Source organism: bacterium (genome assembly GCA_020444065.1).
Classification (GTDB): domain Bacteria; phylum Sumerlaeota; class Sumerlaeia; order SLMS01; family JAHLLQ01; genus JAHLLQ01.
The window spans coordinates 270,304-291,253 of the sequence record JAHLLQ010000004.1 but is presented as its reverse complement, the minus strand read 5'-3'; the positions used below and the strand labels follow the sequence as shown (position 1 = coordinate 291,253).

15 protein-coding genes and 1 tRNA gene are annotated in these 20,950 nt (G+C 60.9%); 10 read left to right on the top strand and 6 right to left on the bottom strand.

Features of this window, described 5'->3' with window-relative positions:
* The first annotated feature begins 19 nt into the window (after positions 1 to 19).
* The 7 genes from KQI84_12390 to KQI84_12360 all read left to right on the top strand — a co-directional run bounded on the left by KQI84_12390 (position 20) and on the right by KQI84_12360 (position 9,684).
* Positions 20 to 3,124: a DNA translocase FtsK gene (locus KQI84_12390; protein MCB2155676.1), complete on the top strand. Its 3,105-nt coding sequence runs from the start codon at positions 20 to 22 to the stop codon at positions 3,122 to 3,124.
* Positions 3,125 to 3,188: 64 nt separating this feature from the next.
* Positions 3,189 to 4,118 (top strand): hypothetical protein, encoded by a 930-nt coding sequence (locus tag KQI84_12385; GenBank protein MCB2155675.1) that lies wholly within the window; start codon positions 3,189 to 3,191, stop codon positions 4,116 to 4,118.
* A 229-nt stretch (positions 4,119 to 4,347) separates the two neighbouring features.
* On the top strand, positions 4,348 to 4,908 hold the full coding sequence (locus KQI84_12380; protein ID MCB2155674.1) for a sugar O-acetyltransferase: 561 nt from the start codon (positions 4,348 to 4,350) through the stop codon (positions 4,906 to 4,908).
* Positions 4,909 to 5,022: 114 nt separating this feature from the next.
* Positions 5,023 to 6,141, top strand: coding sequence for an ATP-dependent 6-phosphofructokinase (locus KQI84_12375; GenBank protein MCB2155673.1), 1,119 nt, complete (start codon positions 5,023 to 5,025; stop codon positions 6,139 to 6,141).
* A 5-nt stretch (positions 6,142 to 6,146) separates the two neighbouring features.
* Positions 6,147 to 7,718, top strand: coding sequence for a DUF2851 family protein (locus KQI84_12370; GenBank protein MCB2155672.1), 1,572 nt, complete (start codon positions 6,147 to 6,149; stop codon positions 7,716 to 7,718).
* 60 nt (positions 7,719 to 7,778) lie between these two features.
* Positions 7,779 to 8,348 carry a thioredoxin family protein gene (locus tag KQI84_12365; GenBank protein MCB2155671.1) on the top strand — a complete coding sequence of 190 codons (570 nt, stop codon included), beginning with the start codon at positions 7,779 to 7,781 and terminating at the stop codon, positions 8,346 to 8,348.
* A 4-nt stretch (positions 8,349 to 8,352) separates the two neighbouring features.
* Positions 8,353 to 9,684, top strand: a complete 1,332-nt coding sequence (locus KQI84_12360; GenBank protein MCB2155670.1) for a CCA tRNA nucleotidyltransferase — start codon at positions 8,353 to 8,355, stop codon at positions 9,682 to 9,684.
* Here the strand turns inward: KQI84_12360 and KQI84_12355 are convergent.
* On the bottom strand, positions 9,671 to 11,683 hold the full coding sequence (locus tag KQI84_12355) for a VCBS repeat-containing protein (protein MCB2155669.1): 2,013 nt from the start codon (positions 11,681 to 11,683) through the stop codon (positions 9,671 to 9,673). The two genes, KQI84_12360 and KQI84_12355, sit on opposite strands and share 14 nt — an antisense overlap.
* 216 nt (positions 11,684 to 11,899) lie before the next feature.
* On the opposite strand from KQI84_12355, the gene KQI84_12350 reads away from it, so the two are divergent.
* Positions 11,900 to 11,987 (top strand) — tRNA-Leu (locus KQI84_12350).
* Between the two features lie 59 nt (positions 11,988 to 12,046).
* Here KQI84_12350 and KQI84_12345 read toward each other — a convergent pair.
* The 5 genes from KQI84_12345 to KQI84_12325 form a co-directional block, all read right to left on the bottom strand.
* The gene (locus KQI84_12345; protein MCB2155668.1) at positions 12,047 to 12,760 is read right to left on the bottom strand and encodes a class I SAM-dependent methyltransferase; all 714 of its coding nucleotides are present in this window, start codon (positions 12,758 to 12,760) and stop codon (positions 12,047 to 12,049) included.
* Positions 12,761 to 12,928: 168 nt separating this feature from the next.
* On the bottom strand, positions 12,929 to 13,972 hold the full coding sequence (locus KQI84_12340) for an ABC transporter ATP-binding protein (protein ID MCB2155667.1): 1,044 nt from the start codon (positions 13,970 to 13,972) through the stop codon (positions 12,929 to 12,931).
* Between the two features lie 109 nt (positions 13,973 to 14,081).
* Complete coding sequence (locus tag KQI84_12335) at positions 14,082 to 15,233, bottom strand: sodium ion-translocating decarboxylase subunit beta (protein ID MCB2155666.1); 1,152 nt, start codon at positions 15,231 to 15,233, stop codon at positions 14,082 to 14,084.
* 3 nt (positions 15,234 to 15,236) lie between these two features.
* The gene (locus tag KQI84_12330) at positions 15,237 to 17,144 is read right to left on the bottom strand and encodes a biotin attachment protein (protein MCB2155665.1); all 1,908 of its coding nucleotides are present in this window, start codon (positions 17,142 to 17,144) and stop codon (positions 15,237 to 15,239) included.
* A complete protein-coding gene (locus tag KQI84_12325; protein MCB2155664.1) occupies positions 17,141 to 17,419 on the bottom strand; it encodes an OadG family protein in 279 nt (92 codons plus the stop codon). The genes KQI84_12330 and KQI84_12325 overlap by 4 nt, the downstream gene beginning before the upstream one ends.
* Before the next feature lie 269 nt (positions 17,420 to 17,688).
* Here KQI84_12325 and KQI84_12320 point away from each other — a divergent pair, with 269 nt between their 5' ends.
* Together KQI84_12320 and KQI84_12315 are read left to right on the top strand one after the other, a co-directional pair.
* A complete protein-coding gene (locus tag KQI84_12320) occupies positions 17,689 to 19,488 on the top strand; it encodes a UbiD family decarboxylase (protein ID MCB2155663.1) in 1,800 nt (599 codons plus the stop codon).
* A gap of 27 nt (positions 19,489 to 19,515) precedes the next feature.
* Positions 19,516 to 20,943 carry a DUF2029 domain-containing protein gene (locus KQI84_12315; protein MCB2155662.1) on the top strand — a complete coding sequence of 476 codons (1,428 nt, stop codon included), beginning with the start codon at positions 19,516 to 19,518 and terminating at the stop codon, positions 20,941 to 20,943.
* Positions 20,944 to 20,950 lie beyond the last annotated feature (7 nt).

The following is a 20,950-nucleotide window of genomic DNA, read 5'->3' as shown; positions in this document are numbered from 1 at the left end:
GCCCGAGGAGTCTCCGGTTATGCCGTCCAGGTCCAGATCGGAACAAAGCGCAGTGATAACGAATGACGAGATGCCGACGCCGAGGTTGGATTCCAGCCTTTTGCGGCGCGAGGTGGCCGGAACCGTGCTTGTTCTGGCGGGGATTTTCATCTTTGTCAGCTTGCTGGTAGGGGGCGACGGGCGTTCGCTCGTCGGTCCTGTCGGAGAGATGATCAGCGCCGCGCTGACCATGTTCTTCGGCGTCCCGATGTCGTTCGGTGTGCCCGCCGTGCTGGTCTGGCTGGGCATTCGGACGTTCCGCGGATTGAAGGCCAAGTGGCCCGGCGCGCGCGCGCTGGGCGTGGCTTTGGTCATCATGGCGATCAACGGCCTGCTGGCGCTGCCGGGGGCAGACAACCCGGAGCTGAGCCAGGAAACCTTCCGCCGCGCGGGCGCCTTGGGGTGCTTCCTTGTTGAATGGGAAGGCCTTCGGATGGTCGGCCAGTTTGGCGTCGTTGGCGCCGCGCTGATCCTGTCCGGCATGACGCTGGTCGGGTTGGTGCTGATGACCAATTTGGGGTTGTCGGCCCTGGCGGCGATGGTTCTGCGCCGCACACGCGGCATGGAGCCCGTGCCCGCCGATGGCATCATCGAAGACGAGGAAGAAGAGGCCGTGGAGACGCCGCGGGTGAAGCAGCCGTCGCGTGTTGGGCTTTGGCTGAAGAATGCGCTTCGCCGCCGCGAGAAGCCGGCCACCGAGCGCCGCATGACGTTGCTCGGAGAGTTGGATGAGCCCACTGGCTGGGATGACCCGGCGGACGATGACGTGGCAGCCGCCGCGCGCGCTCTCGAAGCGCACGACCTCGAGTTGCGACTGCAGCGCCGACTGCGCTCGCGCGTCGTGGAAGAGGACATCGAAGAAGATTACGAGGAAGACTACGCAGACGAGTACGACGACGAGTACGAAGAGCTTCCAGATGAGGAAGAGGACTTCGAGGACGATGAAGCGGCGGAGCTTGAGGACGAAGAGGAAGCGGAAGAAGAAATCCTCTTTGAAGACAACTCGAAGCCCTTGCCGATCCGTGAAGGCAATCCAATGCAGGAGAAGAGCCCTGCGCTGGGTGCGGGACTGGCCAAGTTGTTCCCGACGCGCTGGGAAGATGAAGGCGTCCCGGCCGGATCACGGAAGAAAAACGAAGAAGAGACTGAAGAAGACATCCGAAGCAAGGCGGAGGAGCGCCTGCTGCGTCAGACTCGCGAGAACGACGAAACCCCCACGGAAGACGATCCGCTGTTCAATGAGGAGTTCGATACGCGCCCGCACGGCCCGAACGGTCAGCCGCTCGAGGGTGAGCAGTTGGAGATGGAACTCAGCAGGACGCCGCGCGAATATCATCTGCCGGAGATTCAGTTGTTGGCGGATCCGCCGGTGGTCGACCACCGGATGTCGCGCGAGGAGGTCTACGAACTGAGCAGTACGCTGACCGAGACGCTGTCGCACTTCGGCGTCGAGGGCCGCGTGACCCAGGTCAAGCAGGGCCCCGTTGTGACGCGGTTCGAGTTCAAACCCGCGGCCGGCATCAAGATCAGCCGCATCACAGGCCTGGAGCACGATATCGCGATGGCAATGAAGGCCCTGAGCGTTCGTATCCTCGCTCCGATCCCAGGCAAGTCAGTGGTCGGTATCGAAGTACCGAACAAGAAGCGCGCAGGCGTTTACCTGAAGGAGCTGATCAGTTGCGAAGATTTCTGGGAGCACCAGAGCCCGCTCGCGTTTGCGCTGGGTAAGACGATCGACGGCGCGCCGTACTTCGCGGACCTGAAGAAGATGCCGCACTTGCTGATCGCCGGTGCCACGGGCGCCGGTAAGTCGGTGTGTCTGAACACGATCATTGCGTCGTTCCTCTATCGCCAGCCGCCCGATCGCGTGAAGCTGATCATGGTGGATCCGAAGCGCGTCGAGCTCTCGGTCTATGGCGATATTCCGCACCTTTTGGCTCCGGTTGTTTGCGAGCCGAAGTGCGCGGCGGCCGCTCTAGATTGGGCCGTCGAGCAGATGGAAGAGCGCTACAAGCGGCTGGTGGAACTGGGCGTGCGCAACATCGACGGCTACAACAAGATCGTCGAAGATCCGGAAGGCCACCCGAAGCTGAAGGGCCGCAAGCTGCAGCCGATGCCGTACATGGTCGTCATTGTGGACGAGTTGGCGGACCTGATGATCATCGCGAAGGCGGACGTGGAAGAGTCCATCCAGCGGCTGGCGCAGATGTCGCGCGCCGTCGGTATTCACCTGATCCTCGCTACCCAGCGCCCGTCCGTTAACGTCATTACGGGTATCATCAAGGCGAACTTCCCGAGCCGCATCGCCTTCCAGGTTTCGCAGAAGGTGGACTCGCGGACGATTCTCGACATGAACGGCGCCGAGTCGCTGCTCGGCCGCGGCGATATGCTGTTCCACGGCGGCGGAATGCCGAAGCCCATCCGCATCCAGGGCTGCTTTGTCAGTGATGATGAAGTCGAACGGATCGCCGACTGTGTCCGTACGCAATGCCCGGCCGAATACGAAATCGAGGAGTTCGAGCCGAAGCTGAGCGAAAAGGAACAGCGCGAGTTGGCTCGTATGATGGGCAACCCAGATGGCATGGACGATCTGGATGCTCAGGACCGCATGGTCCGCGGCACGAATCGCGTGATGGGCAAAGTCCACGCCGGTATGTTCATGCCGCATCAAGGTGGTTCGGCCCGGGCAGGCGACGAGGAAATCGACGAAGCGCTTGTGCGGGCTGCCGCTCGCCTGATTCTGGAGGCGCGTAAGGCCAGCGTTTCGCTGATTCAGCGGCGCCTGAAGGTCGGCTTCGCGCGAGCCGGTCGCCTGATGGACATGCTCGAAGAAATGGGCATCGTCGGCGAGTTCAAGGGCTCCAAGCCCCGCGATATCATCGTCGATTGCGATGCCGCGATCGAGGAACTGGACAAGCTGGAACACGCCCTGGAGCGCGGAGAGCCGATCCCGGAGGCGCTCGAAGAAGAGGACGAGTACGAAGAGGAAGACCTCGAAGACGACGAGGAATACTACGGACCAGAAGACGAGGACGTGGAAGGCATCGGCGATCCGAACAGGCCGTGGCCGAAGCAGAGGCGCTGATGCGCCGGTCCGAAACACGCTTGCCCTTGTCCCCGCCGTCCAACGGCGGGGACAGTTCATTGTGATGTCGATTGCTTCCATATTGGCCATTCGACTGGCCGAATCGTTTGCTCCGGACAATCCGTGGGTGCGGCGGGTGACCTCTCTGCCGATTCCGCCTCGCCGACGGCTGGGCGATTGGCTGCGCCTGGCGATCGTGGCGCTGCTGGCGATGGTGCTGCCAGCGCTTTGGTTTGTGGCGCTAGAGGGCCTGGTCGACGGCTTCACGGGATTCGTGGCGACGGTTTCCTACACGATGGCTGTGTCGATTGCGTTCATCTCGCCGGCACTCGGGGCGGCCGCCCGCGAACACCTCGAGAAGGACCCACTGCTGCCCCAGGCAATGGTCACGTACCTGACGGATCGCGATGCGCTGGCCGCGGTACACGGGCGCCTGCTGTCATGGGTCTTCCTGGCCGTCACCGTCCCCGCCACGATGGCGTTCTTCCTGATCCTGATGATCCACACGGATTACGCCGCGGCTGCCTCCGATATGCGATACACGGTGATCCATCATTTCCTCGGCCCGATCCGATTCTGGGGGATCTTGAGCCAGAACAACCCAACGTGGAACTGGATCGCGACGGGAACGGGCGTCCTGATGGCAGTCAATTACGGAGCGGGATGTTACCTGCGTGCTTCGATTCTGGCGGGCGTCTGCCAGTTGAACCCTTCGTCGCGTTGGTGGGGAGGTCTGACGACCGCGGGACTGGTGATGCTGAACATGATTACGCTGCTTGCTCGTGTGCTGGTTCCGTATAGCATCTCGCGCGTCGTCGGCGTCCCGATCGACTTGGGGACGGGATTCGTCATCCTGGGGCTGATGGAGGTGGGCTTCATCGTCGGGCGCCTGGCGATGGCGCGGCGCTTCTGGCGGCGAACGCTGGCCGTCGGATTGGACGAGACGCGCGCCTACTTGGACATGGATTCATCCGGAGGGCGTTTCGTGTCCTAAACCGGTCCAACCCATTGACATTGGTCCACGAGACGCGGCATCAAATTCCTGCATCTGCATAAACCGGTTTGACCCCGACTTCGGCCAGTTAGGGTTTGACCCTCCTGAGAAACGCGGCATTCGCGCCGACCTCTCCCCTTTGGGTCGGCGCGCCGCTTTTTTATCAGATGGCCTTTGACCCCTCGCTGCGCTGCGCCTCCGAATCGCTCAATCAGAGAGGACTTCCACCATGACTGAACGAGAGAAGATGCTTGCCGGAGAGAACTACGATCCGTTCGAGCAGGAGTTGGTCGATCTGCGGCTCGCCGCGGCAGAGGCAGTCTACGCCTTCAACCAGGCGCCCCCATCGCAATACAGCGACGCCATTGCGAAGTTGCGCCAGCTCTTCCACAAGGCGCCGGATTCGTGCATGATCATGGCTCCGTTTCACTGCGACTACGGGTGCTTCATCGAACTGGGCGACCGATTCTTCGCGAACTATGGCTGCGTGATACTGGACTGCGGCTGGGTGCGTATCGGCAACCGCGTGATGTTCGGCCCGGGCGTGCATCTGTATGGCGCGACGCATCCGATCGACCCCGAGGAGCGTCTGGCAGGCGTGGAATCCGGCAGATCAATCACGATCGAAGACAACGTGTGGGTGGGCGGTCGCACGGTGATCAATCCGGGCGTAACGATTGGAAAGAACTCCGTGATCGGCTCCGGAAGCGTCGTGACGCGCGACATCCCGCCGGGAGTGCTGGCCGCGGGCGTGCCCGCCCGCGTGATCCGAGCCGTGACGGGCGGCTAGTAGCCCCCATCCCTCTGCACCCGTGGAACAGGCTTGCCCATCGACCGGTGTCTGGCATGATGGGCCTTGAATGCAAACGCCCGCGCGATTCGCGCGTTTCTGAAAGGTTTTTTCATGTCCGAAAGCAAGGCCGATTCCGGCAAGACTCCGAAAAGCATCGCGATTCTGACCGGCGGCGGCGATTGCCCTGGGTTGAACGCCGTGATCCGGGCCGTTGCCAAGACCGCGATGTACCGCTACGGCATGCGCGTCTTCGGCATCACGGATGGCTTCGATGGGTTGATTCACCAGAACTCCTATGAACTGAAAACCGGCGATGTGTCCGGCATCCTGACGCTGGGCGGAACAATTCTCGGCAGCAGCAACAAGGCGAATCCCTTCGATCACGTCATGAAGATCGATGGCAAAGAGCAGCGCGTGAACGTCGCCGCTGATTGCGTCGAATACATCAAGGAGATGGGGTGGGATGCGCTGGTCTGCATCGGCGGTGATGGCACGATGAATATGGCGAAGGGTTTCGCCGATCTCGGCGTGCCGGTTGTCGGTATTCCGAAGACGATCGACAATGATCTGATGGCGACGGATCTGACGTTCGGATTCCGCACCGCGGTCGATACGGCAACGGAGGCGATCGACAAACTCCATACGACGGCCATGGCGCATCATCGCGTCCAGATCGTCGAGATGATGGGGCGCTACGCCGGATGGCTGACGCTGGAGTCCGGCGTGGCCGGCGGCGCGGACGTGATCCTGATCCCCGAGATCGAATACGACATGGAAGTCGTGTGCGATTACTGTCTGAAGCGTTCGCGCGTTGGAAAGCGCTTCACGATCATCGCCGTCTCCGAGGGGGCGAAGCAGAAGGGCGGCAAGATGGTGGTGGCGAAGATCCTGGAAGACAGTCCGGACCCGATTCGCCTCGGCGGTATCGGCAAGGTGTTGGCCGAGACAATCCAGGAACGCACGGGCCTGGAATCGCGCGCGACGGTGCTCGGGCATCTGCAACGCGGCGGCTCGCCCTGCAGTTTCGACCGCACGCTGGGAACGCGGTTTGGAAACTTCGCGGCGAACATGATCGCACGCGGCGAGTTCGGCCGCATGGCAGCGCTGTCCGGCCAGGACATCGTCTCTGTGGAGTTGGGCGATGCCATCAGCAAGTTGAAGCTTGTGTCCAAGGATGATCCAATGATCGAAGCCGCACGTGCCGTAGGAACGTGCTTCGGAGACGAGTAGTTGAAATGAAGATGACGTCTCTCGAGACAACGCGAACGCGCTGGCGCGAACTCCACGAGGAGTTTGGCGATGCTTTGCGCCGCGCGATTCGAGTTGCCGAGGGGCAGGATCGCGGCGAGTCGCGTCACGTTGAGGAGCGACTCGTGCAGTGCATCTGGTTCGATCAGTTGCTGCGGGCGGATAAACTGCGCACGGCCAGTGGCAAGCGCGTCGAGGTTCTGGATGCAGGGCGGTGGAACACGAGCCGTGGACCGGATTTTCAGGGCGCACGTGTTCGGCTGGCAGGCGAAGAACTCGCGGGCGATGTCGAGATCCATGTGAATTCCGCCGACTGGTTTCACCACGGCCATCATCAGGACTTCGAGTACAACAACGTCGTCCTGCACGTGTGCCTGAATCCGGCGGACGATCGGCCCTACGAAGAAAAACAAAACGGCGAACGGCTCGAGCGCATGGTGCTGCTCGATGCACTCGATCCGGACCTGGAGACGCTGCGCCGGACGATCAATGTGGATGACTATCCCTACGGCCGACCGGCGGATGTGGGGATTTGCCACGATCACTTCACGCGCATTCCCGAGCCGCAATTGACGGAGTTTCTGACGATCGCCGGACGTATGCGGATCGAGGACAAGATTGCGCGATTCGAGGCACAACTGGCCTCGGCAACGACACAGCAACTCATCTATCAGTCGATCATGACGGGACAGGGCTACAAGTCCAACAAGACGTTGTACTTCCTGCTCAGCAAGCGCGCTCCATTCACGGAGCTAATGGACCATGCGCACGACATCGCACCACCGGAACGCCCCGATCTGTTTCTGGCGATTCTCCTTCATGTCGCACAGTTGTTCCCCACTCAACAGGACCTCTTTGACGGTGCGGACAAGGAAACGATCGCGTTCGCAGAGCGGCTGGAAAAGCATTGGAATCGAGTCCGTCCCTACTTTCGAGATCGCCTGCTTCCGCCGACGCGACGGTGGTACTCGGGCATGCGGCCGCCGGGATTTCCCGGCCGGCGATTGGCCGCGGTGGCGATTCTCCTGACACGCCTGGTGGATGTGGATGCGCCGCTCTTCGATGTCTTCTGCTCGATGATCCGAAATGGGGCACCGGAGAACGAGAAGCCGAAAGATTGGCGCAAGTTCTATCGCGATGTCACGAAGATGCTCGAAGTCGACGGCGATCAGAATTACTTCGGGACGCACTACACGCTCGGAGGAAAGCCCTGCCGACCTCAGGCATTGCTGGGCGAACCGGCCGCAAGAACGTTGTTCTTCAACGTGCTGCTGCCCCTGGCAATTCTCCGCGCGCGCCAGGAAGGCGATACGCGATTGGAACAGCAGGCATGGGTGGTAGCGGCGCGTTTCCCGGCCCTGCCGAAGAATTCTGTGACCGAGTTCATGAAGCGACGGCTCTTCGGCGAAAGCGGGTTCGACAAGGGCCTGTTCCGTACGGAACTGATGCAGCAGGCACTCTTCAAGGTCTTCCACGATTGCTGTGCACAAAACGAACGCGCCTGCGCAAACTGCACATTCCTGAACGCGCCATATGAACCGCTCATGGCTATGGCCTGAGTGCGTACGATTCTTGCACCGTAAATCCCCATCAGATTCAGACCACAGGAGAATTCACCCATGCCACGCCCACCTATTCTGCCTCTTCTTGATTGGAAGTCCATTGTCGATTCGGGAACGACCTGGGAGGACTGGCTTGGCCAGGCCGAGAGCGATGAGAATCGCCAGAAGATGCAGGCCGCTTTCGAGAATCAGAAGCTCGATCCAACAACGATGGCGTTTCTGCAGAGCCTTCCGCGCGATGTTCATGTTGTCGCAATCGCCGAAGGTTGGTGCGGCGATGTGCACCGCCATGCACCGGTCCTTGCGAAGCTGGCAGTAATGTCCGGCCGAATCCATCTGCGCTTCATCACGCGCGAGCAACACCGCGAAGTCTTTGCGCGTTTCCTGACGAATGGCGGCGAGGCGATTCCGAAGTTCGTTTTCCTGAGCGACCAGTTTATCGAATGCGGCAATTGGGGTCCGATGCCGCACGAGTGCCGCCGCATCATCGCGCGCGGCAAGGCAACCGGCGAAGGCGGTAAGGCGCGCGAACGCGTCAGCGGGATGTACGAGTCCGATCCAAATTGTGAGATCGTCGTCCGCGAACTGATGGAGATCATCGAGACGGCAACCTGCCTGGAGCCTTGATGTCATGAACGCGTTGGAGCAGGGGGCTCGTCGCATAGTAAACTGCCTGCGCGACGCGGGTCACATGGCGTATTGGGTAGGAGGTTGCGTGCGCGATCGGTTGCTCGGCATGCCGATGAAAGACATCGACATCGCGACCGATGCACGACCCGATCAAATCGAAGGGCTCTTCGAGAAGGTCCGACTCGTCGGCGCGAGTTTCGGGGTCTGTATCGTTGTCGAGGGCGAGCATCATTACGAAGTCGCCACATTCCGGCGCGACGGGAAGTACGTCGATCATCGGCACCCCGAAACCGTGGAATATGGCACGCCGGAACAGGACGCCCAGCGTCGGGACTTCACGATCAATGCGTTGTTCTACGATCCGGAAGCCGACGAGATCATTGATTTCGTCGGCGGACAGAAAGACATCGCCCGCAAACGCCTACGCACAGTCGGCGATCCGCGTGCACGCTTTGGTGAGGATGCTCTGCGATTGCTGCGTGCCATTCGATTCGCAGCACGTGTGGAATTTGAAATCGAAGAAGAAACATGGCGCGCGATGGTCGAGCTTGCGCCGACCATCAAGTTCATCAGCCCCGAGCGACAGCGCGACGAGATTACACGGATGATGCTGGCAGACAAGCCCTCGCGCGCCTTCGAGATGATGGATCGCGCGGGTTTGCTGGAGTTGATTCTCCCCGAAATCAGCATCATGAAAGGCGTCGAACAGGGCGCGACCTACCATCCGGAAGGCGATGTCTTTGTCCACACGCTGCTATGCCTCGACAAGTTAGAGACTCGCACGCCGATTACTTGCTGGGCGATGTTGTTGCATGATGTCGGGAAACCGCCAACGTGCGAGCGCGCACCGGGGAAGCTGACATTCTACGGACACGACAAGGTCGGCGCAGAGATGGCGCGTAGGATCTGCCGGCGATTCCGTTTCTCAAACGAAGCGACCGAGCGCATCAGCGCGATCGTCGGCCGACACATGCGCTTTATGAATGCAAACGAGTGGAACAAGTCCACAATGCGGCGCTTCCTGGGCGCGGAGACGATTGAGGAAGATCTCGCCATTCACAAGGCGGATTGCCTCGGGTCGTTTGGCGGTCTGACGAACTACAATCTGGTGCGCGAGGCGCTGGAGGAATTTCGATCGCGGCACGAGGAGCCCGTTCCTCCCCCGCTCATCACGGGTACCGACTTGATTGCAATGGGCCTGCATCCAGGACCGCTGTTTCGCGAGATTCTGCTGGCCGTGCAGGAACGCCAACTCGAAGGCGAAATCGAGTCGCGCGAGCAAGCGCTGAAGTTTGTGCGGAGAGACTACGGCGAGGGGTCTACCTCGCCGTAATCTTCTGAATCAGGTCGCCTGCGTCGCAAAGACCATCACTGTTCGAATCGGCCTGAGGGAGCTGCCCGGAACTAAGTTCCTGTTGGCCGAGCAGGAAACCAAGAACATCCTCCGGCAGAAAGCCGCTTCCGTCGTATTTGAAACTGATCGCAGCAACAACGTGATCAGTGGTAACAACGCCGTCGTTGCGCTTTCCGTCACTGTTTTGATCGACGTAAGTTGGGCAACCGACTTCGTAATGCCCGATAATGATGGCCGTCTCATACAAGGGATATGGCGTGCGGTCGGAGTCGGATTTGATCTGCAGGCGCGCGGTCTCCTCGAGCGGCGTGCCAGGCGCCGTGTTGTCGAAGAACAGCGCTTGTCCGTATGCCAACGGGCTCGGTACATCGTTGCCCGCGTGCTTGTAACCGATAGAAACAAACGTGTCCTTCTGGCCATCTCCGTCAAGGTCGCCCATCGGAAACCCCATCATCGTTTGAACATCGAAATCATCCGGATCGACGGTGCCGAACTCGTGCGGGAACTTGAAGGTGCCTTGGCCGGGTATATCGATGTTGCTTGGCCAGATAGCCGTTGTCTGAAGTTTGAAGTCGACCGTCGAGGCACCGGGCGCATCAGGATGGTCCACGATCAGGAAGTCGAGGATGTCGCTGCCGCCGAAATCGTTCGCCCACCAGATCGTCGCATCGCCGGCAGTCGCCATGAAGCTCATGGCCTTGCCACGATTGTTGGCATTCGAAGAGTAGGCGTGGAAGACACCGAACGTAAGATTCCCGATCGTGTTTGGCTGCATGCCATGCACGGTCAGATCGCCGAAACCGTCTCCATCGACATCGCCGAACCTGTAGTTCGATCGGAGGGCATGGAAGGTCATCGCGTTGAGCGTATCTTCGAACCAATTGAATTCCGCAGCGTCCGCACGGAAGAGTTCCTGCTTCGCGAGAAGATCGAAACCAAGGAATGGCGGCGGAGCCGTGTCCATTCCGAGGTCCAGGATAGAAACAAGGATGTCCGTCTTTCCGTCGTTGTTGAAGTCAACCATGCTGTTGAGGGACGGCCCGGTCAGATTGCCGGGCAGGTCGATCAACTCGACCCACGCATCCGAGTATCCCGTAAAGAGCGTGCCGTTGCCATTGAGGACGCGAATCATTCCGCGCGTGCCAAAGCTGAACTCTCCCATCATGTATCCGTAGGTGTATTCCAGCAAGATCTCCGGCTTCCCATCGCCATCCAGATCGCCGGTGCCGGTGTTTGTGTCGCTCATCGGCAGGATCGTAGCAAACATTTGCGGCAGCCCAAGCACCGTCCCGCCCGGGTCGTTCGGATCGGGATCGAGCTCGATGCTCCAGACCTCTGCTCCGTCTTTGCCGTTGTAGCAAGCGACGAAGAACTTGTCCGAGGAATTCGTCAGCGAATTCCCGAGTACGATGTCGGGATAACCATCGCCGGTGAAGTCCTCCGACCAGTGTGTGTATGGCCACAACTCTGACTGCACGGGGATCGTGAAGGTCGCGGCGTCCGGGAAATTCGGATCGTCGAGATTCAGGCGCTTGTAGATCAACTGCGTGTATTCTCCATCGTCGGTCGTGCGGTTGTCGCCCTGCACGTAGATGTCGATGTCGCAGCTTCCTTCCTGGTGAATCATCTGAACCATGTCGGGATAGAAGGTGCCGAGATCGATGGTGAACTCGCGCCCGGCTGCTCGATCCGCCGGATAGGCCTTCGATCCTCCGGTTGCTGCGGAGTCGATTGCCCACAAACGAATAGCGCCATTTGCCTCGATATCTTCGGCGAGCAAATAGTCCGGGATCCCATCGCCCGAGTAATCGCGCAGATAGCCATAGGGTAAGATGCTGTATTCGGAGACCTCGGCTCCCGACACGTAGGTCCAGTCGATATCGATCGCTTTGGGGGCAGTGACCTCCACAGCCGAATAACCGGTCGTCGCAGCACAGGCAAAGAGCCCGGCCATCGCACAAGTCGATAGCAGTCGCATGGGAATTCCTCCTCATTCCTCTCCAAGAGAAATGCCGGCGCCCGTCCCAAATGCGCCCCTTGTTGCGTCGGCGAGTTCTAAACCGATGTCTCTCACAGAGGGGAAGAAGAGGGCAAGTCAAAGCATGCCGGAAGCCGCAGAGCGGGAAAAACCCTTGCCGCGGCTGGGGGGGTGTGGTTCGTTCCTGCCCCGGTGCTTTGGAAACAAGGCGCCGTTGCCCGGATGGCGGAATTGGCAGACGCACCAGACTCAAAATCTGGCGAGGATAACCCTCGTGTGGGTTCGAGTCCCACTCTGGGCACCACAGCTTTCAACGAGCAACGCCCCCTTCGCGGGGGCGTTTCTTGTTTTCGGATCGCTCTGCTAAGGCCGCTGTTTCTCCAACAGCGCAATCACCTGATCGTCCATGTGATAGAATAACTTGATGTCCGCCGGGACGCCCATGCCGCGCTGCAAGTGGACGAACATCTCGGCCATCTCGGCCGGGGTCCAGGCGTGGAAGTGAATGCTGTAGCGAATGCCCATATAGTGCTCGACCTGATAGCGGGCTTTCACGTCATCGAGCTTGTCGACGATCTGCGCCCACTCCCAATACGCCGGCTCGCGCGACCACTCGGGGCCTTCCTCGTAGTCGCGAACGAGATGCTCAAGCGGCGTAATCGGACGGTCGATGTCGAACGTGAATCGCTTGTCCGGAATTGCAAGAAAGAGGATCCCTCCGGGCCGGAGAACACGGACCATGTTCTCCAGAGCCTTCAGAGGATTTTCGCAGTGCTCGAGGAAGTGACAGGCGAGCACGAAGTCCTGCGACGCGTCGTCGATCTTCCCGAGCGTTTCGCCATCATCCACGATGTCGGGATCAACGAGATCGGCGTTTGCAAGTTCGGGGTACTGGTTCTTCAAATCGGCCACGGCGAACCGATCGACGTAGCGGACGCGCAGATCAGGCGGCAGCAGAGTGGGCTGGTTCAGCGCACCGATTTCGATGCCTTCTCCACGAAGAAACGTCGCGGCCAACGATTCGCGCGTAGGCTTTCGGGGTGGTTCTTTGGAGCGGCGAAACCAGGAGGGGGACATTGACTTGAGAGTTCCTTCCCACGTTCTCCTTCGGGGATCAGGGTGTTCTGCTTGTGCCAAGATCGAGGCGCACAAGGCGGCAGTTGAAGGGAGCGTACTGAAGTACGTGACCGAAACTGCCGACCGCCGTGCAACGAAGAGATTGGTGCAATGAGAATGCCCTGATCGTTAGCCTACGGCGAATGTTTCCACCTCATGGCTGGGCTGCGTGCCTTCCAGAATCTTCTCCGCCCAATGGCATCGCACGGTGTGCCCGGGGCGCAGTTCGCGCATCTCTGGCGAATCCTTCTTACACTCCTCGGAGCTGAACGGGCAGCGGGGATGGAAGCGGCATCCCGCCGGGTGATGCATCGGGCTGGGCACGGCGCCCTTGATCGGCTTCAGATCGGCCTTCTGTTTGATCTCGGCCAGACTCGGGCGGGATTCCAGCAACCCCAGCGTGTACGGGTGCATCGGGTTCTCGAAGATCTCGTCGGTCTCGCCGTATTCGACGATTTGGCCGGCATACATGACGGCCACAGCGTCGCTGATCTCCGCGATCACGCCCAGGTCGTGTGTGATCATCAGAATCGCAGATCCCTGGCTTTCCTTCAAATCCGCCATCAAATCAAGAACCTGCGCCTGGACGGTCACGTCGAGAGCCGTCGTGGGCTCGTCCGCGATCAGCAGACCCGGATCGCAGGCCAGTGCCATGGCGATCATCACGCGCTGGCGCATGCCGCCGGACATCTGGTGTGGGAAGTCGTTCACGCGCTTCGCCGCGGCGGGGATCTTCACCAGCTCCATCATCCGGATGGCTTCCTGGATCGACTCCTTTTTGCCGAGGCCTTTGTGAACGCGGAAGACCTCGCCGATCTGATCGCCGACGGTGAAGACCGGATTCAGCGATGTCATCGGCTCCTGGAAAATCATGCTGATCTCGTTGCCGCGGATACGCCGCATCTCGCGCTTCGTCAGCTTGAGGAGATTGCGGTCCTTGTACCAGATCTCGCCGGATTCGATCTTGCCCGGGGGCGTGGGGATCAACTGGAGCACGGACATCGCCGTCACGGACTTGCCGCAGCCGGACTCGCCGACGATTCCGAGCGTGCGCTTGCGATGGACCGTGTAACTCACACCGTCGACAGCGCGAGAAACGCCGTCCTGGCTGTAGAAGTAGGTCCGGAGGTTACGGATATCGAGGAGGGGCTGTTCTTGCTGCGCGTCGGCCATGCGATGCTCCTTCGGATTCGAGGAGCCAGCTTCCCTGGAGGCGAGGCCCCGCGTCAAGCGCAGGGGAAAGGAGCCGGACAAGTCAAACTCGCCCGGCCCCGGGAAGCTCTCAGTGCAGGAGGGCCAGGAAAACGCCCGCCGCGACGGCAGAGCCAATCACGCCGGCCACGTTCGGACCCATGGCTGCCATCAACGGATTTACGCGGCCTTCGGTCTTGTTGTGCACGTAATTCTGCACAACGCGGGCCGCCATCGGAACGGCGCTCACACCGGCAGCGCCGATACACGGGTTGATCTTCGATTTTTCCGGCAGGAAGAGGTTCAGGATCTTGGCGAACGCAAGGCCGCCGAAGGTGCTGAAGCTGAACGCGATCATGCCGAGGAAGAGGATGTAAAGGGACTGCACCTGCAGGAAAGTATCGCCCTGCATCTTCATGCCGACCAGCAGGCCGAGGAAGATCGTGACGATGTCGATCAACTGGGCGCCGGCGGTCTTCGCCAGGCGATCCACGACGCCGCATTCGCGCATCAGGTTGCCGAACATCAACAGGCCGAGGAGCGGGCCCGCGTCCGGAACGGCCAGGATGCCGAGGATTGCCATGACGATCGGAAACAGGATCAGGGCAGTGCGCGAGACAGGCTTGGCCTGCGGCATGTCGATCTCGCGTTCCTTCTGCGTGGTCATCAGGTGAATGATCGGAGGCTGGATGATCGGAACGAGGGCCATGTAACTGTACGCCGCCACGGCGATCGGACCGAGAAGGTGCGGAGCCAGCTTCGATGCAACGAAGATCGAGGTCGGGCCATCCGCGCCCCCGATGATTCCGATGGAGGCAGCTTCGTTGGCGTCAAAGCCCAGCAGCAGAAAAGCAGCACACGCGGCCACGGCGATTCCCAATTGGGCAGCCGCGCCGAGGAGGAACGTAATGGGACGGCCCAGCAACGGCCGGAAGTCCGTCAATGCCCCAACGCCCAGGAAGATGATCGGAGGCATCACAGAGAACACCGTGCTGTAGAGCAGCTTGAACATCGGGACATTGCCGAATTCACCGTCCTTGATCGCGACGTGCTCAGCCAGCATCTCTGCGCCGGGCAGATTCGCCAGGATGGCGCCAAAACCGATCGGGATCAGTAGCAACGGCTCGAATTCCTTCACGATGGCGAGGTAGATGAGTACACCCGCCACCACGAACATTACGAGATTCTGCCATTGCAGGGAGGCAAAGCCGGAGCTTTGCACCAGTTGCATCAGGGTATCCATGGACTACTTATCCGGTGTAATGGAGAGGATCGGGTTGTGGGCGTCGGTCACATCGCCAACTCCCAGATGAACGGCACAAACGGTGCCGTCGACTGGCGAGCGGACTTCGTGGGTGGCCTTCATCGCCTCGACGGCTGCCAGGGACTGTCCCTTCGTCACCTTGTCGCCTTCATCGACGTTCAGATCCGTGATCGGGCACTCGCCCTCGAACGGGGAGAAGATCTCAACAGCTTCCTTGGCCACGGCAGCGGCAGGCGCACCGACCGGAGCTCCTGCAGGAGCTGCCATCGGCATCATCATCCCGGCGGGCATTCCGGCGCCGGCCGGCATCAGCGTCACCTGGAACAGACGCGTCTGGCCATTCTCGGTGACCGTGCACATGGTCGACGTCGGGCCGGCGGCGGCAGGGGCCGCAGCGGGAGCAGCGGCGGGTGCGGCAGAAGCGGCGGCGGCAGCGGGCTTGGCGGCCGGAGCCTCTTCCTTCTTTTTCAGCGGCAATTGCACGCGGGCCTTGCCCTGCAGCAGACGCATACCTTCGTTCAGTTCGATCTTCTTGCCCGGCACCATCGATGACAGCACCAGGAACGTGTTCTTGTCGTTGACCTCAAGACCTGCTTTCTTCAGCTCCTCGCGGGCGTTATCCAGATTGTCCGGAGCCGCCTCGAGCGGATTGCCGTCGAAGGGCTCAAGGCCGAGCTGCTTGGACGCGATCTCGACGACCTTGGAGTCCGGGGGCAGCGGCGTCTTGCCGAAGTAACCGAGGACGGCGCGGCCGTAGCCCGGGTCGATCTTCTCCCAGCGGCCGTAGAGCACGTTGCTGAAGGCCTGAAGCCAGTACTGCTGGCTGCCTGGGGTCACGCTGGTCCAGGCGCCGCCGGCTTCCACGACGACCGGGAACTCGGCCAGCACCTGGTCGTACTTGTCCAGGATGCCGGCGGAAATCATCATCTGCACGTTCGGGCCGATGGCGCCGCCCGGCATCGGGAATCCGCAGACGCGCGCGTCGGGCGCCATGACGACCGGGTTGAAGGCGTAATCCTTCAGCCCCTCGGCCAGGAGCTCTTCGATCTCGCCCATCTTCGTGGAGTCGATATCGAGCGAGTAGCCGGTGCCCTTCAGGGCATGGGCCATGCTGCGGACGTCGGGCTGGCTGGTGCCGCTGGCGAGCGGTCGAACGGCCAGGTCGATGCCGTCGACGCCGCCCTCGATGGCCGCCATGTTACAGGCAACAGCCGTGCTGGCGGTATCGTGCGTGTGGAACCACAAGGGCATTTTGGGCGGCATGATCTTGCGAATCGCCTTGGCCGTCTCGTAGACGACGTGCGGCGTTGTTGTACCGCTGGCGTCCTTCATACAGATCGAATCGACCTTGCAGTCCATCTTGAGGATGCGCTCGGCCACGGCCGTATAGAAGGCGGCTGTGTGGACCTTGTCGTCCTCGAAGGGAAGACCCATCAGGGCCACGACGGCCTGGTGGTGCATGCCGGCCTCGACGATCGGTCTGCCGGTCGCCTCGAGCATCGACACGTCGTTCATATAGTCGAAGTTACGATCCCAGTCGGTGCCGAATTCCTTCATCAGCTTGCCCTGCAGCTTCAGGCCGTTGGGCGATTGGGTGGTCAACGTCACGCCGGAGACCGAGCGCGTCAGAATCTGCGTGATGGCGTCCTTGCCGAGGACCTCGCGCATCTGCTTCATGCACTCAAACGGATCCTCGCCGCAGTACATGAGGGGGGCCTGGAACCGGGCGCCGCCGCCAAACTCGTAGTGGCGGATGCCGGCAGCGACTGAGGCTTCCATGGCTGGGATGAGGTCCTTGACGCGGACCTTGCCTCCGAAGACGGACTGCAGACCGTCGCGGAATGTCGTGAACATCACACGGATTTGACGGGGGGAAGACGCGGCTATCATTGCTTCAGCTCCTGAATATTTGTGACGACCATGCCGGGATGAGCCCCGGCGGCAGCCGTCGAGATGGCGGCAACAACCGCCTGATCAGTCTGGTTTGTGGGTGCGGAGGAGGCTCGGGCGGAACCGGGCTTTTTGCGCCGGGGTGGGGGCGCTGTGACCTTGCCCGGGAAGACGGCGGTGATCCCCCAGATAATGATCGCCATGATGCTCAAGAGGCTGGCGACCGTCAACATTGCTATAAAGCAATATGCGACGAGATGAGGTGTCTCCGGCATTCCCCAAGTCTCCAAAATGGAAGATTTTGACTGGTGTGAGGGGCGCGGAGAGTGGCGGAATCGCGGGGCCCTCCCCCGGGCCCTCTCCGGACTTCAAGCAGTCAGCGCGATTAACCGGAGTACCCCCGTGGGACTCAACTGGAATTCTCCGATATATTGAACCTACGTTGTCTTAATTGTCCGATTCGGTCCAAATCCGGACACTGTCATTCCACGTTGATCCCGCGGCCCATTCCCTGCAACGTGACCGGAATTGAGAAAGGACGCCCATGGCCGTTTCGCCCTCTAATCTGCGTGAGTTCCTCGACCTCCTGCGCCGCCGCGGTGAGCTTGTCGAGATCGACACGCCCGTCGACGCGGACCAGGAAATTGCCGAGATCCACCGCCGCGTGATCGCCGCGGATGGTCCCGCCCTGCTGTTTCGCGATGTCAAGGGTGCGGGCTTTCCAGTCGTCACGAACCTGTTTGGAACGCTGGAAAGGACGCGGCTGGCATTCGGCCCCCGGCCCGAGGAATTCGTCCGAGAGGCCGCGAGCTTCGCCAAGGAAGCGATGCCTCCGAGGCCACGAGATCTCTGGAAGGCCCGAGGGCTGATCCGGGATGGGCTGAAGGTGGGGCTGAAAACTCGCTCCGCTGGCCCGGTGCTCGAGGTCCGCGAGCGCCCCAACCTGGAACGCGTCCCGATGCTGAAGACGTGGCCGGAGGACGGCGGGGCGTTCATGACGCTGCCGCTGGTCCTGACGACCAGCCCCCAGGACGGCACGCCCAACCTGGGCATGTATCGCATCCAGCGCTACAACGCCCGTGAGACGGGCATCCATTGGCAGATCGGCAAAGGCGGCGGGTTCCACTACTCGGAAGCCGAGGCACAGAATGAATCGCTGCCGGTGACGATCTTCGCCGGGGGGCCGCCGGCGCTGATTCTCGGCGCGATCGCTCCCCTGCCGGAAGGCATTCCGGAGCTGCTGCTGTCCTCGTTGCTTCTCGGCCGGAAGCTGCCGGTCGTCCGGCGCAAGGGCTGGCCGCATCCGCTGGTGGCGGAGGCGGAATTTGCCTTCATGGGGCGCGTACCGCCGCGGCTGCGCCGCGACGAAGGGCCGTTCGGGGATCATTATGGTTACTACAGCCTGAAGCACCCCTATCCGGTTTTCCAATGCGAACGTGTCTGGCGCAGAAGCGATGCAATCTGGCCGGCCACGGTGGTTGGCAAGCCGCGCCAGGAAGATTTCTATATCGGCGATTACCTGCAGGAATTGCTGAGTCCGCTATTCCCGCTGGTGATGCCGGCGGTGCGGGACCTTTGGAGCTACGGCGAGACCGGGTTCCATTCGCTGGCCGGCGCGGTGGTTCGAGAGCGGTATCCGCGCGAGGCGATGATGTCAGCCTTCCGGATTCTGGGCGAGGGGCAGCTTTCGCTGACGAAGTTCCTTCTCGCCACCGATGCGCCGATCGAGTTGCGCGACTTCCCGACAACGCTCGAATACATCCTGGCGCGCTGCCGTTGGGAAACGGATCTGTTCGTCTTCAGCAATTTGTCGATGGATACGTTGGATTACACCGGGCCGGAAGTGAACAAGGGAAGCAAAGGCGTACTGGTCGGTCTTGGCGACCCAATCCGCGAGTTGCCCCGTGAATTCCGCGGCGATTCCGGCCCATGCCGCGAGGTGCAGGTTTTCTGCCCCGGTTGTCTTGTCGTTGGCGGGGCGACGTTTGCCGAAGATGAGAACTTCGGCGAGACGATCGCGCGCCATCCGGATTTCGCGGAATGGCCTCTCATCGTGCTGTGCGATGATCCTGCCCGCGCGGCAGCGAACTCGATCAGTTTCCTATGGACGACGTTCACCCGATTCGAACCGGCCGCCGACATTCACGCCGCTGAGAAGCGCATCGTCCGCAATCATATCGCCTACACAGGGCCGATCGTGATCGATGCACGGATGAAGCCGTGGTACCCGGATGAGTTGTTTGCCGCGCCGGAGATTGCAAAGCGCGTGGATGAGCGGTGGAATGATTACTTCCCGAAGCGCAATGTCGCGATGGGCTCCAGCGATTTCGGGCACCTGGTCTAGGGCGCATGAAGGAAACGCAGAAACAACGTGAAAACTGAAGATTACGATCCCGCACTGAACGATCCTGCATTGCACGCCATTCGGCGTGGATGGGATTGTGTGCGTTCGGCTTCGCATATAGAGAAGATTTGCCTCGCGCTGCTGCTTCTTCTGGCGATCACCTTCCTGCCATTTGGTCGCACCAGTCCAGGGGCGCACATCGGGAATGAGCCCGGTAACGCGATGGCCAACCAACCGGCGCGGCTTGGCGGTGGAATCTGGAAGCCGCTGGCGGTGGATTCGGGTTACCTGTTCAAGGACCGCATCGCGACGGACTACTTCTGCGTCTACGAAGCCGGTTCGCTGGTTCTGCATGGGCGCGATCCATTCCTTGTGAATCTCATCAGCGCCGACCCGTTGAAGCATCCACCGACGCGCGCGCCGTGGGTTGCGACCTACCGCTACTTGCCACTGACGGCGGTTCTGCTTGGCGTGCCGCTCAACGTGTTGCCGCCCTGGTCGGCGTACGTTGCGTGGATTGCATTGAACTTCGTGCTGTTGATTGCGAACTTTCTGCTCTGCGTTGGGCGCCGTCCGAAAGCATTGCTCGTGCTCGGTGTGATCTGGCTCGCATGGTTTCCGCTGTCGGTCGAGTGGTACATGGGGCAGTTCTCGTTGCTAATGGCGTCGTTGATGCTCTGGAGCCTCGACGCACTATCGCGCGGAGTGAAGTTGGGGGCATGGCTGTGGGCAGCGTCTGTGGCGCTGAAAGTCTACACGTGCGCGATGGCACTGCCGCTGTGGTTGTGGCACTGGCGAAGGACGGTGATTCTCACCGCCGTGATTCTGGGCAGCACAACGATCGGCTACTTCGCACTCAACCCACAGAGTCGAGACTACTTCCAGTCGCGCGGCCTTGAAGGTCGCGTGCTGATGCACGAGCAACAACCATACGCCGGCGCGCAAGGCATGCAGGCCGGAGTCAACGCAACGATTTGGGTTCTGCAAGGTCGCAGTTTCAACCAGCCACTCGCGCCGGAGGATGCTCCGACGAGTCCATTGCGCGATCCCGTGACGTGGGCGGTCGGCGCGATGCTCGGGATCTTCGGACTTGCAGTGCTCTGGTCGCTGAAGGACTACCGAAAAGGCTTCAGCCCCGTCGCGATGGGGATGTTCTGGCTGATCTGGTTTTATGCTTACCGCGACACGTGGGAACACCACATGGTTCTGCTGCAGGCGCTCGTTGCGTTCTGGCTGATCTTCGGCGTTCTGAAGCCCTGGCAAGCGATCGTTACATGGGTTGGCGCAGGCACGCCTTCGCTCTGGCTGCCGTTCTTGTGGGCGCAGGCGAACAACATCGAGCCCGCGCAAACGCTTCTTGGTCTGCTGTATTTCTGGCAGCGTCCCGCGGCGATCCTGTTTGTGACGGTCGCCGGTCTGCTGCACATGAAGAAACGAATGAAAGCAATTGAATGAAAAGGAT